This window comes from Pandoraea pulmonicola (assembly GCF_000815105.2).
Taxonomy (GTDB): Bacteria; Pseudomonadota; Gammaproteobacteria; order Burkholderiales; family Burkholderiaceae; genus Pandoraea; species Pandoraea pulmonicola.
This window is the reverse complement of record NZ_CP010310.2, coordinates 1855901-1871241: the sequence shown is the minus strand read 5'-3', so window position 1 is coordinate 1871241 and position 15341 is coordinate 1855901. Positions and strand designations below refer to the sequence as shown.

At 65.3% G+C, this 15341-nt stretch carries 11 protein-coding genes; 4 read left to right on the top strand and 7 right to left on the bottom strand.

What is annotated here, in order from left to right:
• Nucleotides 1-9 precede the first annotated feature (9 nt).
• Together fdhF and RO07_RS08160 are read left to right on the top strand one after the other, a co-directional pair.
• On the top strand, nucleotides 10-2874 hold the full coding sequence (gene fdhF, locus RO07_RS08165; RefSeq protein ID WP_039409669.1) for a formate dehydrogenase subunit alpha: 2865 nt from the start codon (nucleotides 10-12) through the stop codon (nucleotides 2872-2874).
• Between the two features lie 218 nt (nucleotides 2875-3092).
• The gene (locus RO07_RS08160) at nucleotides 3093-3326 is read left to right on the top strand and encodes a formate dehydrogenase subunit delta (RefSeq protein WP_039414735.1); all 234 of its coding nucleotides are present in this window, start codon (nucleotides 3093-3095) and stop codon (nucleotides 3324-3326) included.
• 84 nt (nucleotides 3327-3410) lie between these two features.
• On the opposite strand, the gene RO07_RS08155 is transcribed toward RO07_RS08160, so the two are convergent.
• Together RO07_RS08155 and RO07_RS08150 are read right to left on the bottom strand one after the other, a co-directional pair.
• On the bottom strand, nucleotides 3411-4259 hold the full coding sequence (locus tag RO07_RS08155; protein WP_039409666.1) for an EamA family transporter: 849 nt from the start codon (nucleotides 4257-4259) through the stop codon (nucleotides 3411-3413).
• Between the two features lie 180 nt (nucleotides 4260-4439).
• Nucleotides 4440-4925: a hypothetical protein gene (locus RO07_RS08150; protein ID WP_052267124.1), complete on the bottom strand. Its 486-nt coding sequence runs from the start codon at nucleotides 4923-4925 to the stop codon at nucleotides 4440-4442.
• A 330-nt stretch (nucleotides 4926-5255) separates the two neighbouring features.
• On the opposite strand from RO07_RS08150, the gene RO07_RS08145 reads away from it, so the two are divergent.
• Nucleotides 5256-5795, top strand: a complete 540-nt coding sequence (locus RO07_RS08145; RefSeq protein ID WP_039409662.1) for an SLOG cluster 4 domain-containing protein — start codon at nucleotides 5256-5258, stop codon at nucleotides 5793-5795.
• On the opposite strand, the gene RO07_RS26765 is transcribed toward RO07_RS08145, so the two are convergent.
• The 5 genes from RO07_RS26765 to RO07_RS08120 form a co-directional block, all read right to left on the bottom strand.
• Complete coding sequence (locus RO07_RS26765) at nucleotides 5779-7083, bottom strand: ShlB/FhaC/HecB family hemolysin secretion/activation protein (RefSeq protein ID WP_147284530.1); 1305 nt, start codon at nucleotides 7081-7083, stop codon at nucleotides 5779-5781. The genes RO07_RS08145 and RO07_RS26765 overlap by 17 nt on opposite strands.
• A gap of 451 nt (nucleotides 7084-7534) precedes the next feature.
• A complete protein-coding gene (locus tag RO07_RS08135) occupies nucleotides 7535-9148 on the bottom strand; it encodes a bifunctional aspartate transaminase/aspartate 4-decarboxylase (protein WP_039409656.1) in 1614 nt (537 codons plus the stop codon).
• A gap of 135 nt (nucleotides 9149-9283) precedes the next feature.
• Nucleotides 9284-10969, bottom strand: coding sequence for an aspartate-alanine antiporter (gene aspT / locus RO07_RS08130; protein WP_039409654.1), 1686 nt, complete (start codon nucleotides 10967-10969; stop codon nucleotides 9284-9286).
• A gap of 69 nt (nucleotides 10970-11038) precedes the next feature.
• Nucleotides 11039-12727, bottom strand: a complete 1689-nt coding sequence (gene aspT / locus RO07_RS08125; protein WP_039409652.1) for an aspartate-alanine antiporter — start codon at nucleotides 12725-12727, stop codon at nucleotides 11039-11041.
• A 643-nt stretch (nucleotides 12728-13370) separates the two neighbouring features.
• The gene (locus RO07_RS08120; protein ID WP_160118055.1) at nucleotides 13371-13751 is read right to left on the bottom strand and encodes a YXWGXW repeat-containing protein; all 381 of its coding nucleotides are present in this window, start codon (nucleotides 13749-13751) and stop codon (nucleotides 13371-13373) included.
• A gap of 219 nt (nucleotides 13752-13970) precedes the next feature.
• Here RO07_RS08120 and RO07_RS08115 point away from each other — a divergent pair, with 219 nt between their 5' ends.
• The gene (locus RO07_RS08115) at nucleotides 13971-15302 is read left to right on the top strand and encodes an MATE family efflux transporter (protein ID WP_039409649.1); all 1332 of its coding nucleotides are present in this window, start codon (nucleotides 13971-13973) and stop codon (nucleotides 15300-15302) included.
• The last annotated feature ends 39 nt before the right edge of the window (nucleotides 15303-15341 follow it).

Sequence of the window (15341 nt, the reverse complement as noted above, 5' to 3'; positions counted from 1 at the left end):
CCGCCCATCATGATGGATCCGATGTTTGAGAAGGACTACGGCACACCGCGCCGCGAATCGGCGCAGGAAGTCACGCTGGAGATCGACGGCGAACAGATCACCGTGCCTGCGGGCACGTCGATCATGCGCGCCGCGGCCGAAAGCGGCGTGAATGTGCCCAAGCTGTGCGCCACCGACTCGCTCGAGCCGTTCGGTTCGTGCCGTCTTTGCCTGGTCGAGATCGAAGGCCGCCGCGGCTTCCCCGCCTCGTGCACGACGCCGGTCGAGCCCGGCATGAAGGTGCGCACGCAAACGCCGAAGCTGCAGGAACTGCGCAAGGGCGTGATGGAGCTCTACATCTCCGATCACCCGCTCGACTGCCTCACCTGCGCGGCCAACGGCGACTGCGAACTGCAGGACATGGCCGGCGTGACGGGCCTGCGCGAAGTGCGCTACGGCTTCGATGGCGCGAACCACTTCGACAGCGAGAAAGATGAGTCGAACCCGTACTTCACCTACGACGCCTCCAAGTGCATCGTCTGCAACCGCTGCGTGCGCGCGTGCGAGGAAACGCAGGGCACGTTTGCGCTGACGATCTCCGGTCGCGGCTTCGAAGCCCGCGTCTCGCCGGGTCAGGACCAGCCGTTCATGGATTCCGAGTGCGTGTCGTGCGGTGCATGCGTCGCGGCATGCCCGACGGCCACGCTCCAGGAGAAGTCCGTGATCCATCTCGGCCAGGCCGAGCACGCCAAGATCACCACCTGCGCCTATTGCGGCGTGGGCTGCTCGTTCAAGGCGGAGATGAAGGGTAATGAAGTCGTGCGCATGGTGCCCCACAAGGACGGGCAAGCCAACGAAGGCCACGCCTGCGTGAAGGGACGCTTCGCCTGGGGCTATGCCACGCACAAGGACCGCATCCTCACGCCGAAGATCCGCAAGAAGATCACCGACCCGTGGCAGGAAGTGTCGTGGGACGAGGCGCTCGACTACGCGGCGTCGGAGTTCAAGCGCATTCAGGCCAAGTATGGCCGCGACTCGATCGGCGGGCTCGTGTCCTCGCGCTGCACGAACGAGGAGGACTACCTCGTGCAGAAGCTCGTGCGGGCCGCGTTCGGCAACAACAACGTGGACACCTGCGCGCGCGTTTGCCATTCGCCGACGGGCTACGGCCTGAAGGCCACGCTGGGTGAATCGGCCGGCACGCAAACGTTCAAGTCGATCGAAAAGTCGGATGTGATCCTGGTGATGGGCGCGAACCCGACCGATGGGCATCCGGTGTTCGGCTCGCGCATGAAGAAGCGTCTGCGTCAGGGCGCGAAGCTGATCGTGATCGATCCGCGTCGCATCGATCTGGTCAAGAGCCCGCACATCAACGCCGACTATCACCTGCAGTTGCGCCCGGGCACCAACGTGGCGATGATCAATGCACTCGCACACGTGATCGTCACCGAAGGGCTGATGGCCGACGCGTTCATCGCCGAGCGCTGCGAAGATCGTGCATTCCGGGAGTGGCGCGACTTCATCACCCGCGCCGAAAACTCGCCGGAAGCCAGCGAAGCGCATACCGGCGTGCCCGCCCACCTCGTACGCGGCGCGGCGCGCCTGTTCGCGACGGGCGGCAACGCGGCGATCTACTACGGCCTCGGCGTGACCGAGCATGCGCAAGGTTCGACCACGGTCATCGGCATTGCCAATCTCGCCATGCTCACCGGCAACATCGGCCGCGACGGCGTGGGCGTGAACCCGCTGCGCGGTCAGAACAACGTGCAGGGTTCGTGCGATATGGGCGCGTTCCCGCACGAACTGCCGGGCTACCGCCACGTGTCGGACTCGACCGCCCGCGCGCTGTTCGAAGCCGAATGGGGCGTGACGCTGCAGCCGGAGCCGGGCCTGCGCATCCCGAACATGTTCGACGCCGCGCTCGCGGGCACCTTCATGGGTCTGTACTGCCAGGGTGAGGACATCGTTCAGTCCGATCCGAATACGCAGCACGTGACGCACGCGCTCGAGCAGATGGAGTGCATCGTGGTGCAGGACATCTTCCTGAACGAGACCGCCAAGTACGCGCACGTGCTGTTGCCGGGGTCGTCGTTCCTCGAAAAGGACGGCACCTTCACCAACGCCGAGCGTCGCATCTCGCGCGTGCGCCAGGTCATGCCGCCGCGCGCGGGCTACGCCGACTGGGAAGTGACGATCCAGTTGGCCAAGCGCCTGGGCTACGAGATGAATTACTCGCACCCGTCGGAGATCATGGACGAGATCGCGCGCCTCACGCCGACGTTCACCGGCGTGAGCTACGAGAAGCTCGACCGCATGGGCAGCGTGCAGTGGCCATGCAATGAAGCGGCGCCCGAAGGCACGCCGGTCATGCACATCGACGAGTTCGTGCGCGGCAAGGGTAAGTTCCTGATCACGCAGTACGTACCGACGGACGAAAAGGTCACGCGCCGCTTCCCGCTCATCCTCACGACCGGACGGATTTTGTCGCAGTACAACGTCGGCGCCCAGACGCGCCGCACCGACAACGTCCACTGGCACAGCGAGGACCGGCTCGAGATCCATCCGCACGATGCCGAGGAGCGCGGGATCAAGGACGGCGACTGGGTCGGCATCGAGAGCCGCGCGGGCGAGACGGTACTGCGCGCCATCGTGAGTGAGCGCGTGCAGCCGGGTGTCGTGTACACCACGTTCCACTTCCCGGAGTCGGGCGCGAACGTGATCACCACCGACAACTCCGACTGGGCAACGAACTGCCCCGAGTACAAGGTAACGGCCGTGCAGGTCACGCCGGTCGCGCAGCCTTCGGAATGGCAACGCCAGTACTCGGACTTCAACCGTCAGCAGGAAGCGCTGCTAGGCCACGCGCACAACACGGCCGAAGCCGGCACGACTTGATGCACGGATAGCGAGCTGCAATAAAGGAGGAACACGTGCGCCGCCCTGCGCATCAGGCGGGTGCGGCGTGCGATGCGACGGACAATCCGCGTCCGGCGCCGAACAGCCCGGCGGGCCTCATCGTCGATTGCCAACAGACGGTGCGGCGGACGCGAGATTGGCCACGCGAGCCATCGAAGCACACCGACAAAGCACCACGACAGGGGACAGAAAAGATCATGGACACCGACAATCTGGTCAAGATGGCCAATCAGATCGGGGACTTCTTCGAGACGATGCCGGACCGTAAGGAAGCGCTGGAGAGCATTGCGGGACATCTGCGCCGCTTCTGGGCGCCGCGCATGCGCATGACGATTCTCGAGCATCTGGAAGCCACGGACGGCCACGGCATGCGGGAGATCGTCGTCGCCGCCATCACCGCGCATCGCGCCGAGCTCTGGCCGCGCAATTGACGCCGGTCGGCGTGCGTGACACGTTCATTTGACGAGCGCCCCCCGCCGCGGCGCCTGACGTGTCTTACGCCGCGCCCGCGCCGCTCAGGCGCCGAGCTTGATCAACACCGCGCCGCCCACCACGAGGCTGCATGCCACCAGACGGCGAGCGTTGAGCTTTTCCCGCAGGAACAGCCAACCCAGCAGCACGGCGAAAATGGCGCTCGACTCGCGCAGCGCCGAGACCACGCCCATCGGCAGAAACTGCAGCGCGAAGACCACCATGCCGTAGGCGCATTGCGCGACGATGCCCGCGCCCAACGCCTGGGTGACGCGGCGCCGCTCGGCGAGAAACATGCCGCGCCATCCGCCGCGCAGCCGCCACACCGCGCCCACCAGTGGCACGCTCGCGAACAGGTAGGCCCACGCGATATAGCCGAAGCCATTGCCGTTGGACAGACGCACGCCAAAGCCGTCGACGATCGTATAAGCCGCGATGAAAACGCCCGTGAGCAGCGCGGCCGGCACACTGTCTCCCGACAGGCGCCGGCCGCGCAACGCGAGCGTGAGGATGCCCGTGCAAATGCAGGCGATGCCCGCCGTCGCCATCCACGTCGGCCATTCGCCGGCAAGCAGCAATGCCGCCCCCGAGATCAGCAACGGTGAGATTCCACGCGCGATGGGATAGATCTGACCGAACTCCCCGACCCGATACGCCCGAATGAGCGCGGCCGTGTAAGCCACCTGCGCACACGCCGAGAGCAGCACGAGCGGCCAGACCTCGACGGGCGGCAACGGCAGCAGCACGATGCCGGCGATTGCCGCGAGCAGTTGCGGCACGGCCATCATGCCGACTTGCCACACCCGGTCGGGACTGGCGTGAAGAAAAGCGTTCCAGGTAGCGTGCATCAGTGCCGAAAGCAGCACCAGCAGCACGATGGGCGTGGTGGTCATGAAAGCGATCGAAATGGGGGATGGGTGCGGAAAGTTGTCCACACCCTTTGTGGATAACCCACTGGATAACCTGTCATCGTCCGCTCGAACGCCTCGCAGTCCGGGGCTGTCAAGAGCATTGCCCAAAAATTGAACAGGTCAGGAACAAATATTCGGCTTGACGGTCAACGCCCTCCCTGCTCAAGCGTCGCCTGACTTATTTGCCGACGCATCGGGCTCCTGCTTGACCGGTGCGGCCGACGCATCCGACGAGGATTGCGGCACGTCGCGCAGTGCGGCGACCACCCGGCTCTGCCCGAGCACGGCGTCCGGCGCCTGTTGCAACGCCAGGTGGTAGCGCTCGCCGAACTCGGCGTCGGCATGCCGGAACAGGGTTGCGGCCATGTCGGCCAGCGCGATGCCGGCGGCGGCGAGCGGCGGCGTCTGCTCGAGCCACTCGTCGATGGCGACGATCAATCGCGAGAGCGGATCAAGCCAGCGAAACCACGGATCTTCGGTCAGCAACTGGACGAAGCGCCCTGTCGGCACCGGGCCGAAGACTGCTTCGTATTGCTGACGGTCGTTGGTGATCAGCTCCTTGTGCTGCGCCAGCAAGGCGGAGCGCAACGCCTGCATCGCGGCGATCTGGGTCGCACCGGCGGGTACGGTTTCGGTCGGTTCGGTCATCTGGGGGCCCCTGAGCGTAAGAAAGGTTGCGAAACGGAATTGGAAAGCGTCTTACATGCACTTTAGGACTTAGCCCATAGCCAACAGCCGTCTGGATCACGATACTACACGGGTCTCGCAAACACCTCGCGAGATCAGGCTTTCACTTCCCCGTGGGAGGCCTGCTTCCTCACCCGCCGACCCGGCGGGTTTTTTTTGCCCTTCGCCGCCCGCGGCACCCCATGCACCGACGCGATTTCGGTCAATTTCGTTTATCATCGGCAACGCTCCCGCCTGCTTTCCGATATGACCGCATCCTCCCCTCCTCCGCGTATCAAGACTGTTGGCGTCATGGGTTCCGGCAAGCAGCCGTGGGCCGAACTGGCGGCGCCCCTGGGCCGCGCACTCGCGCTGAGCGGCTTCCACCTGCTCACCGGCGGCGGAGGCGGCGTGATGACGAGCGTGAGCGAAGCCTTCTGCGCCGTACCACAGCGTGCGGGGCGCAGCATCGGCATCGTGCCGACCGAGGCAGTCGACGGCGGTAACGACAGTGGCGGCAGTAGCGGCGACGTGCACCGTGAAACCTATCGCCCCTTGCCGGGCTATCCGAATCCCTTCGTGGAAGTGCCTATCGTCAGTCCGTTGCCGCGCCATCTCCCGGATGCGCCGCCGGGCACGCTCTCGCGCAACCACATCAACGTGCTGTCGAGCGACGTCATCGTGGCGCTGCCAGGCAGCCACGGCACCCGTGACGAAGTCGGGCTCGCCGTACGTTACGGCAAGCCCGTCATTCTTTTCGGGGAAGTCGAGCACTTCGCGCAGATGCCCGCGATGCTCGTGAGAACGGCGTCTCTCGACACCGTGATGGACTTCGTCAGAACGGCACGGTGAGCTTCGCGTCGATGGACTGGAAGCGATAGGACCAGCCGGGCGGGCCGCTCGACGCGGGCATCCAAGGCGCGTTGAGCCGCTGCATCACCGACAGATCGAGCTTCGAGGTGCCCAGGTAGTGCGTGTGGCTCAGCCCCACTTCGGCATAGCTGTCGTAGGTGTGAATCGCGTTCGGATCCTCGGTGCGGCTACGGTTGTAGCGCAGTTCGATCCCGGTCGAACCGTTGGACGTGAAGTCGAACGCCCGCCGCACGCGCCACTGCAACGTCTGTGTCTGCGTGGTACCCGCGGCGATCTGGTCCGTGGCCGCGTTCGTCTTGCCCGTGATGCCGACGGTCCAGTCGGCATCGATAGGCACCGAGTAGTTGGCGATCAGGTCGCGATTGGTCGCGTCGCGCCGGGCGTTCTGCAGATCCTGACTCAGCGTGGTATTGAACTTGCCCGACATGCCGAGCGGGTTGTTCATCAGCAGGTTCGCCGTGCCCTGCATCTTGCCGGTGGTCGTCATGCCGCTGTTGTTCATTCCGACGTTGACTTGATACGGCTGCTCGTTGAGCACCTGCAACCCGATCGCGCCCTCGCCCGGCGTTCGGCTGCGCGTGACGACAAACGGCAGTTTCTCGTCGCGCACCACGAGACCGCGACGCATGAGCATGCGGATGTTGCGATCGGCCAGACTTTCGTGACGAGGCATGCCGCGCAGGCACGAGGCGCGCGCAAGAAAGGCGTTCGGCGGCGCGACGTCCGGAGCCGGCGCGGCCTGCGCCACGTTTGGCGCGGCGTTCGAGGCCGCTGCGGCCGCGTCGATGTCCACGGCGGAAATGGCGGTGCCGTCCGCGCTCAACTCGGGCGAAACGGCGAAGTCCGCTGCGGGCAGGGGTGGCGATGGCGGCGCCTCGGCGGCCGGTGCGCTGGCGAGAGCGTCGGGGTTCGGCGCGGCTTGCAACGCATCGGTGTTCGCAGGGAGGGCCGCGCCGTCGGCGGCTGCCGCGCGTTGCGAAGCCTCGCGATCGACCGCTTCAGCGACCACCGCCGGATTAGCGCCGGCAAAGAGTGCGATCGGATCGGCGGAGGCGCCCGGATCCTGCTCCGCCGGCTGTGGCGGCGCAGGAGGTGGAGGGGGTGGAACGAAATACTGGGGCGAGAGCCCGCGGTCCCACAAACCGTAGGACACCGCGTTCTGCTCGGTGAAACATGGCGGATTGGGATCCGAGAACAGGGATTGTGCGCGCACGCCTGCCGGGGCCCCGGCGTTCAGACACGCCGCCAGCAGAAGGCAACTCCGCACGACCGGCTTTACCGACATTCGACACCCGAAAATGCCACCCCACGCGAACACCTTGCGGCGGCGTTGTGCGCCGCTTCCGGCACGAAGGGTGTTGTAGCGACAAATCAACATTTTACTTCCATCGCCCCGCGCACTGCCAATCACGAAACGGGGGAACTCTTTCGATGGATTGGCGATCCTATTGCGTGACTTCCCCTGTAGTGATTTTTGCCCGCCTCGCGCGGGCATTTTTATTGGCCGCGGCCAAGCGTGGGATTCCAGATATCCGTTGACACTTCGGACGCAAGGAAGATCCGTCGCCCGTCGCAGATTTCACATCACAAAAAAATGCCCGGGAAGCGGATTCCCGGGCAACGATCGATCGCCGTGGAGGGGCGTTCGAGGGGACAGTCGATGCCGCTCTCTCAACGTGCGGCACCGTGTCGCCGTCTCGGCTGTCGCGGATTTCCGCCTACTTCTTCTTGCCGCTCTTGCGGCCGCCGGCAAGGTACCGCTCGTTGTACTCGTCCATGAGCTTGCGCACCGTGAAGCCTATCTGGATATAGTCGGGCTCGTTGAGGTTGGCGAGCGACACGCGGCCCGAGGGATGCAGCGTGCCGAAGCCACGGCCCGGCAGCAGCACCACCCCGCTTTCCTTGGCCAGCCGGAACAGCACTTCCGACGGGTCGATGTTCTTCATGAACCAATCCACGAAGCCCTTCCCGTAGATCTGTGTGCCCAGCACCTCCAGATCAAGGATGTTGTAGTAGTCCACCGTATTCGGCCCGGTCGCCTCCGTAAGCCCCGCCGCGCGATACATCGCGGCCTTGCGACGCCGGATGATGCGCTTCACGGCGTGTTTGTAGGCGTCCGGCTCGTCCATCAGGCAGAACAGCGAGAAAAGCGCCATCTGCACTTGCTGCGGCGTGGACAGACCTGCGGTGTGATTCAGCGCCACGGCGCGACTGTCGGCGACCAGACGGTCGATGAACTTGAGTTTTTCCGGTTCGGTCGTGATCGACGAATAGCGCGCATTGAGCCCTTCGCGCTGCGCTTTGGGCAACTTTGCGATCTTGTCGTCGAACACGTTTTTCTCGTGCGTGGCAATCGCCCCGAGGCGCCAGCCGGTCGCGCCGAAATACTTGGAGTACGAGTACACGAGGATGGTGTTGTACGGCGCGATGGCGAACAGCGAGCGGAAGTCGTCGGCGAAAGTGCCGTAGACGTCGTCGGTAAGGATGATCAGATCGGGACGCTTCCTGACGATGCCCGCGAGATGATCCAGCGACGCATCGTCGAGCTTGACCGACGGCGGGTTGCTCGGATTGACGAGGAAGAACGCCTTGATCTTCGGGTCGAGCAGCTTGTCGAGCTCCTTCTTCGAGTACTGCCAGCCCAGCGCGGGATCGGCGTTCAGGTTCACCTCGTGGAGCTGGTAGTCGACCAGTTCCGGGATTTCGATGTACGGCGTGAAGATCGGCATGCCGAGCGCAATGGCATCGCCGGCCTCCAGCAGATGGTTGGTCTTGAGCGTATTGAAGAGGTACGTCATGGCGGCCGTACCGCCTTCGACCGCAAACAGGTCGAAATTGCCGGTGAACCTATGGCGGCCGACCATCTCGCGACGCAGGTACTTCGCGGCGATCTTCTCGGTGTTGCGCAGCATGCGATCGGGCACAGGATAGTTGCAGCCGAGAATGCCCTGCACCATCTCGGTCAGGAAATCCTCGACATTGAGGCCCATCTGGTCGCGGACGTACGAGATCGACATCTCGAGGAACTTCACCCCCGGGGCTTGCTGATTCTCGCGCGCAAAATCCTGCCAACGCGCTTCGACCCCCTTGCCTGGCGGGATGCCGCCGACGCTCTCGGGCATGTACGTGAACTGGCGCGAGGCTTCGGAAAGGGCGAACAGGCCCAGTTGAAAGAAGCCGTGACGCGGCTCAAGCGCAAGGAAGTTGGGGTTGCCGCGCCCGGCGTTGAGCATCGAATGCTGTGCGCCATTCTCCTGTGCGAGTTCGATCAGCGTGTCCTTGAATTCGAACGGGCTGAGTTTGGCGAGTGCGTCGAGTTCCTTCAATTTCATAGCGATTTCTCCATGTGCAACCAATGACGACGCCGTCTGCGAAGCAAGTCACGACGGACGATCGAACGAATTCCTCAATCCCCAAAAATCCCGCGCAATGCGCCGCGTCCGGTCGCGTCCGGCGCACCACGAGGACTACGTGAACGAGACGACCAGTGGGCCGAGCAGCGTGAGCAGCACGTTGGCGATGGCGTAGGTGATCGCGAACGGCACCGTCGGCACGTTGCTCTCCGCCTTGTCGAGAATTTCTCCGAAAGCGGGGTTGGCGCTGCGCGAACCGGACAGCGCCCCGGCCAGGATGGCCACGTTGTCGTAGCGCAGTACATAACGTCCGAACGCATACGTGAGCAGCAACGGGACGATGGTCACGATCACGCCGGCGACGAAGATCGAAATCCCGCTCTGCTGCAGCGTCTGCCATGCCTGCGCGCCCGCCGAGAGTCCCACGCAGGTCACGAAAGTGGCGAGTCCGAGCTCCTTGAGCAGCGAGCTGGCCGCAAGCGGCATGGCGCCGAAGGTCGGATGCTTGCCGCGCAACCAGCCGAAGATCAGGCCGGCGAGCAGCGCGCCGCCGCCGCTGCCGAGCGTGAGCGGAATGCCACCGATCTTGACCACGATGTAGCCGATGAGCAGCCCCACGACGATGCCGATGCCCATGTAGACGTAATCGGTCTTGACCGAGTACGCGAGCGGGTAGCCCGCTTCCTTCGCGGCGCGCTGCACGTCGCTGTCGGCGCCGTACAGCGTGACGACGTCGCCGTGATACGCCACGGTATCGTCGAGCACGGGCACGGGTTGCCCCATGCGGGTGATCTTCGCGATGTACACGCCGTGCTTCACGTCGCGCTCCACGCTGGCCTTGAGTTCGCCGAGCGTCTTGCCGTTGCCGCCCTTGCGGGCGAACACCACATCCTGCAGACGCAGCGCAATGTCGAGATCGCGCGACGGACGCTGCTCGTCGCCCAGCAGGCGCCACGCGTCGGTGGCTGCTTCGCGGCGCCCGATGAGCATGACGTCGTCGCCCGCTTCGAGCACCAGGTCGTCGGACGCGATGATGATCTTGCCGTTGCGGCGCAGGCGCTCGATGGTCACGCCGTCGGTCAGTTGCGTCTCGATGTCGGCGACGCGCTTGCCTGCCCCCGTCGTCACGCGATAGACGCGGCCCACCAGCGCGGGCAGCGAATCGACCTGATCGGCGCCGAGCACCACGCGCCCGCCGGCCATCGCGAGTTCGGCTTTCTTCGCGTCGTCCTTGAGCGTGCGGCCCATGAGCTTCGGCACGAGCGACGCGCACACGATGATGGCGCCCAGGCTGCCGAAGATGTAGGTCACGGCATAGCCGATGGCCACCTCCGACTGCAGCCGCTTGACCTCGTCGGCGCTCAGGCCGAGACGGGCGATGGCGTCGCCCGCCGTGCCGATGATCGCCGACTGCGTGAGCCCCCCACCGGCCACGCCGGCCGCGAGCCCCTTATCGAAGCCGAAGAGCTTCGCGCAGACGAGCACCGTGGCGAGTCCCGACGCCGCGAGGAATACGGCCATCGCGATCTCGCGCAGCGTCTTGCGCGAGAGCGAACTGAAGAACTGCGGGCCGCTCTCGTAGCCCACGGCGTAGATGAAGAGCGCGAACATGATGCTCTTCACGCCGGCGTCGACGGAAATGCCGAGCTGCGAGACGATCACGGCTACGAGCAGCGAGCCGCCGACGCCGCCCAGTTGGAACGAGCCGAACCTGATCGCCCCGAGCGCGTACCCGAGGGCGAGCGACAGGAAGATCGCGACCTCCGGGACATGATTGAGAATGGTATGCACGAATTCCACGGCAGAACCTCCATCAAAAAGGAGAAGCGATGGCTGGCAGCACAGACGCCCTGCCCACGCCACGCACGGCTAATGCGAAAACTGATGAGCGACGAACACCACCGCCGGCCCCATGAGCGGCAGCAACACGTTCGACAGGGCGTAGGTCACCGTGTACCCGACGACCGGCAAGGCGCTGTTCGCGGTTTGCACCACGGCGCTGATCGCCGGCGTGCTCGCCTGCTGCCCCGCGATCGCGCCGATGAGGATCGGGCCATCGATGCGCAGCACCTTGTGGCCGATCCACAGCGACACCAAAGCCGGAATCAACGATACGCAAATGCCCACGACCGGCAACGCCAGCCCGTGCTCCCGCAGCAGCACGGCGGCCTGCGGACCCGCGGAGAGGCCGACGCACACCACGAACACAGCCAGTCCGAGATCCTTGAGCAATTCGTAAGCCGCGGGCGGAAACGTGCCCCACGTGGGTCGGCGCGAGAGCAGCCACCCGCTCGCCAGCCCCGACAGCAGTGCGCCGCCACCGGAGCCGAGCGTCATCGGTACACCCCCGATACGCGCCGACAGATGGCCAATGCACAGCCCGACGATCAGCGCGAGGCCGACGAACACGAGGCTCGTCTTGTTGCCGTAGGCCACCGCTTTGCCGAGCACGTCGCCCGCCCGGTCGACATCGCGTTGCAAACCCTGCAGCGTGACCACGTCGCCGCGCTGCAGCGGAATCTTGTTGAGCGAGGGCAGTTGCATGCCCATGCGCCTGACCGACTTCACGAACACGCCGTGACGCAGTTCGACGGGCGCTTCACGGCGCAGGTCGGCCACCGTGCGTCCCTCGGCCTGCCTGTTGGTCATGACGAAGTCGCGCTCGACGAGCACGATCTCGTTCGTCTCGGTGCCCGCCACCTCCGGGCCGACAAGGGCGTGTGCCTTGAGCATGGCGTCGCGACGGCCGACGAGCAGCAGTTCGTCGTTCGGCTCGAGCGCAAGCGTCTGCGCTACCGCGACCGACGCCGACCGGCGCCGCACGCGCTCGACCGCCACCTGCCCCTCGAAAGCCGCTTCCAGCGCCGCCACCGTCAGCCCGGGTTGCGCCACCCGATAGCTGCGGCCGACCAGATCCGGCGCCGCCGGTGCGCCGATCTCCGAACCGTCTTCGTCCTCCATTTCACGAGCGAGGCGCGCGCTGTCCTGCTTGAGATCGATGCCGAGCAGGCGCGGCGCGAGCAGGTTGGTGAAGAGGACGATGGTGATGAGGCCGAACACGTACGTGAGCGTGTAGGCCGTGACCACGTTGGCTTGCAGCGCCTTGAACGACTCGGGCGCGAGGCCGAGCCGGTTGAGCGCTTCGATGGCGGTGCCCACCATCGCCGACTCCGTCGCGGCACCCGCCGCCAGGCCACCGGCCGTACCGGCGTCGAGACCGAGCACCTTCACGGCGGTCATCACGATGGCGAACACGAACACCACCTCGATGATCGACAGCACACCGAAGCGCAAGCCGCGCAGGTTGAGATTTTCCACGAACTGCGGCCCTGCGGAAAAACCCATCGCGAAGATGAAGAGCGCGAACGCGAAGTCCTTGAGCGAGCCCTCCACCATGCAGCCGGTTTGCCCGACAAGCAGCGCCACGAGCAGCGCGCCGCACACGCCCCCGAGCTGGATGGGGCCGAGCTTGATACGTCCCAGCCACTGTCCCAGGACCACGCACACGAATACGGTAATCAGAGGCACCGCGTCGAACAAAGGAACCGAACACTGCATATACGCCTCCAGGCGCACGTCATGGGCGGTCGACAACCGCGCTCACGGCACAACGTTCACGAAAGACAGCCCGATGGTGGTGCAGGACGAGCGCCCCCCGAACGTCGCGACGACGAATGCTGTCCAGTTGGCGAAACTTGGGATTCAGGCAGACCGCAGACCGTGAACGCCGGTCTTACGTTATCCGCCTCGGCAGGTGCCTGCCGAGCGGTTGAATGGGGGTAGGCAAAGACGGGGAAACAATGGTGGCACTCGGGCCTAAGGATACGGTGCTCATAGCGGATCCCAAGATGTTGAGACAGCTCGACAATCGACTTCGCCCCTCCTCCCGAGAAGCCACAGGCGGTACAGCTTTGTCGCGTCCAACGCATCCGAACACTTACACCGCGCGCACAAAACTTCGCGCAACTACACGATACAAGTAATTTAAATTACGTCATCTGCGATCATTCCACGTTCTCTCGACGTGGCGTGGGCATAGTGTTGTTCAACCTTCCGAGAGTGTCAACATGTTTCACGCAGCGGGGCCCTGCCTGGGTGCGTCACTCCCGTTTCCTATTTCCATGTATCGGGCTACTGACTAATCCAAGGAGTTGCGCCGACACCGTATCGACGAACAGCCGGCGCACCATTCGATCGATATTTACTTCGGGGCCCGAATTTCATGGATCGTGCCGGGTCCCCACTCGCTGCGCTCCCACGAACCGTCACGCAGCGTCCACTCGTGGTCGCCCGTCTCGTCCCAATGCGGCGGCGTATAGCGCATGCCGGGGCGCTTCGGTTCCATGTGACCGTCGACCCATTCGTAGCGCCCGTCCTTCCACTGCCAGTAGCCCGGCACCCAGAATTGCCCTTTGGGTGCGGCGGGCGGATCTTCGTAGCGCGGCGGCGGAGGGCCGCGCTGCAGCGTCACATCGGCCAGCACCGGCAGACTCGCCAGACACAGCAAGGCGGCCAGTGCATGACGACGACGTGCGATGAACAGGGTCGGGAAGCGCGAGCGTGGGGAGGACGGGAAGGACATACGCGAACGTTGGCAAACGATGAGGAAGGCATGCATTGTACGTCCGAGCCCCATGCGCTCGTCGGCGTCAAGGGCGAGTTGGGCGGCGGCCTGTCGCACGCTGCGGCGCCGCCGGTCCGCCATCGCGACATCCGGGACGTATAATCGGCCCACTCACAACCTGCCGCCGCGTGCGGATACCGACGGCGCCGCCATGACCGGCCGCCGCACCTCTCATCCATGAACCCTGCCCCTGCGGCCGCCGGTCACCGGCAATTGCTTCGTCTGGCGGTACCGATCGTGCTCGCCAATCTCACCCAGCCCTTGCTCTCGGCCGTCGATACGGCGGTCGCCGGCCATCTGCCGGGGCCCGCCTATCTCGGCGGCGTCGCCCTCGGAGCGCTCCTGTTGAACCTGCTGTTCTGGGGCTTCTCGTTCCTGCGCATGGGTACGACCGGGCTCGCGGCACAGGCCTACGGCGCGCGTGACGCGGTCCAGTTGCGCGATACCCTCGCCCGCGCGCTGGCGCTGGCGTTCGCCATCGGCGCCGTCCTGCTGCTCTTCCACGCACCGCTGGTCACCCTGGGCGTGTCGTGGCTGGGCGGCAGCGCACAGGTTCAGGCGCTGGGGCGCGAGTACGCGAGCATCCGCATTCTTGCGGCGCCGCTCGCGCTCGGCAACTACGTCGTGCTCGGCTACCTGCTCGCGTGTCAGCGCGTGCGGCAGGGCCTCACCGTGCAGGTATTCATCAATCTGATCAACATCGTGGCCGTGCTCGTATTCGTACGAGGCTTCGACTGGGGCGTGGCCGGCATCGCGGCGGCTACCGCCCTGGCCGACGTGCTCGGCTTCGCGCTCGGCGCCTGGCTGCTCTGGGCCGCACGCACCCCCGACCTGCCGCCGCTGCGTCTCGCCACGCTGATCGAACGAAGCGCGATCTGGCGTCTGCTGCGGCTCAATCTCGACATTTTCCTGCGCACGCTGCTCCTGCAACTCGCCTTCGCGTGGTTCGCGCGCGTGGGCGCCCGGCTGGGCGACACGACGCTCGCGGCCAACGCACTCCTCCTGAATTTCCAGACGTTCATGGCCTATGGCCTGGACGGCTTCGCGCACGCCGCCGAGGCGCTCGTGGGCGCCTACGTGGGGGCGCGGCAGCGTCAGGCGTTGCTGCACGCGATACGACTGTCGCTCGGTTGGGCGCTCGGCTGCGCCGTGGCGTTCGCGCTCGTGTATGCCGCGGCGGGTGGCGCGATCATCGACGCGCTCACCGATCAACCGATACTGCGCGAGACGGCTCGCGAATTCCTGCCTTGGGCGGTGCTCTCGCCGATCGTGGCCGTATGGTGCTTCCAGCTCGACGGCGTGTTCATCGGCGCCACGCGCACGCGTGAGCTGCTGGTGTCGTCGCTGATCGGACTGGTGGTCTTCGGCGCGGTGATGCCCTTCACGCTCGACGCGTGGGGCAATCATGGCCTGTGGGTAGCGCTCATGGGATTTCTCGCCACGCGCGGCGTCGTGCTCGGCGTGCTGCTGCCGCGAATCTGGCGCGGCATCCCCCATCGCATCGCGTGAGGAAGCGGGACGCGGCTGCCTCCACTGGAGCCCGCGTCG

Coding starts and splice junctions, on each gene's coding strand:
- RO07_RS08145 (WP_039409662.1), top strand. CDS start 5,256: ATGGGTTCCGGCAAGCAGCCGTGGGCCGAACTGGCGGCGCCCCTGGGC.
- RO07_RS08160 (WP_039414735.1), top strand. CDS start 3,093: ATGGACACCGACAATCTGGTCAAGATGGCCAATCAGATCGGGGACTTC.
- aspT (WP_039409652.1), bottom strand. CDS start 12,727: ATGCAGTGTTCGGTTCCTTTGTTCGACGCGGTGCCTCTGATTACCGTA.
- RO07_RS08135 (WP_039409656.1), bottom strand. CDS start 9,148: ATGAAATTGAAGGAACTCGACGCACTCGCCAAACTCAGCCCGTTCGAA.
- RO07_RS08155 (WP_039409666.1), bottom strand. CDS start 4,259: ATGACCACCACGCCCATCGTGCTGCTGGTGCTGCTTTCGGCACTGATG.
- RO07_RS08150 (WP_052267124.1), bottom strand. CDS start 4,925: ATGACCGAACCGACCGAAACCGTACCCGCCGGTGCGACCCAGATCGCC.
- RO07_RS08115 (WP_039409649.1), top strand. CDS start 13,971: ATGAACCCTGCCCCTGCGGCCGCCGGTCACCGGCAATTGCTTCGTCTG.
- RO07_RS08120 (WP_160118055.1), bottom strand. CDS start 13,751: ATGTCCTTCCCGTCCTCCCCACGCTCGCGCTTCCCGACCCTGTTCATC.
- fdhF (WP_039409669.1), top strand. CDS start 10: ATGATGGATCCGATGTTTGAGAAGGACTACGGCACACCGCGCCGCGAA.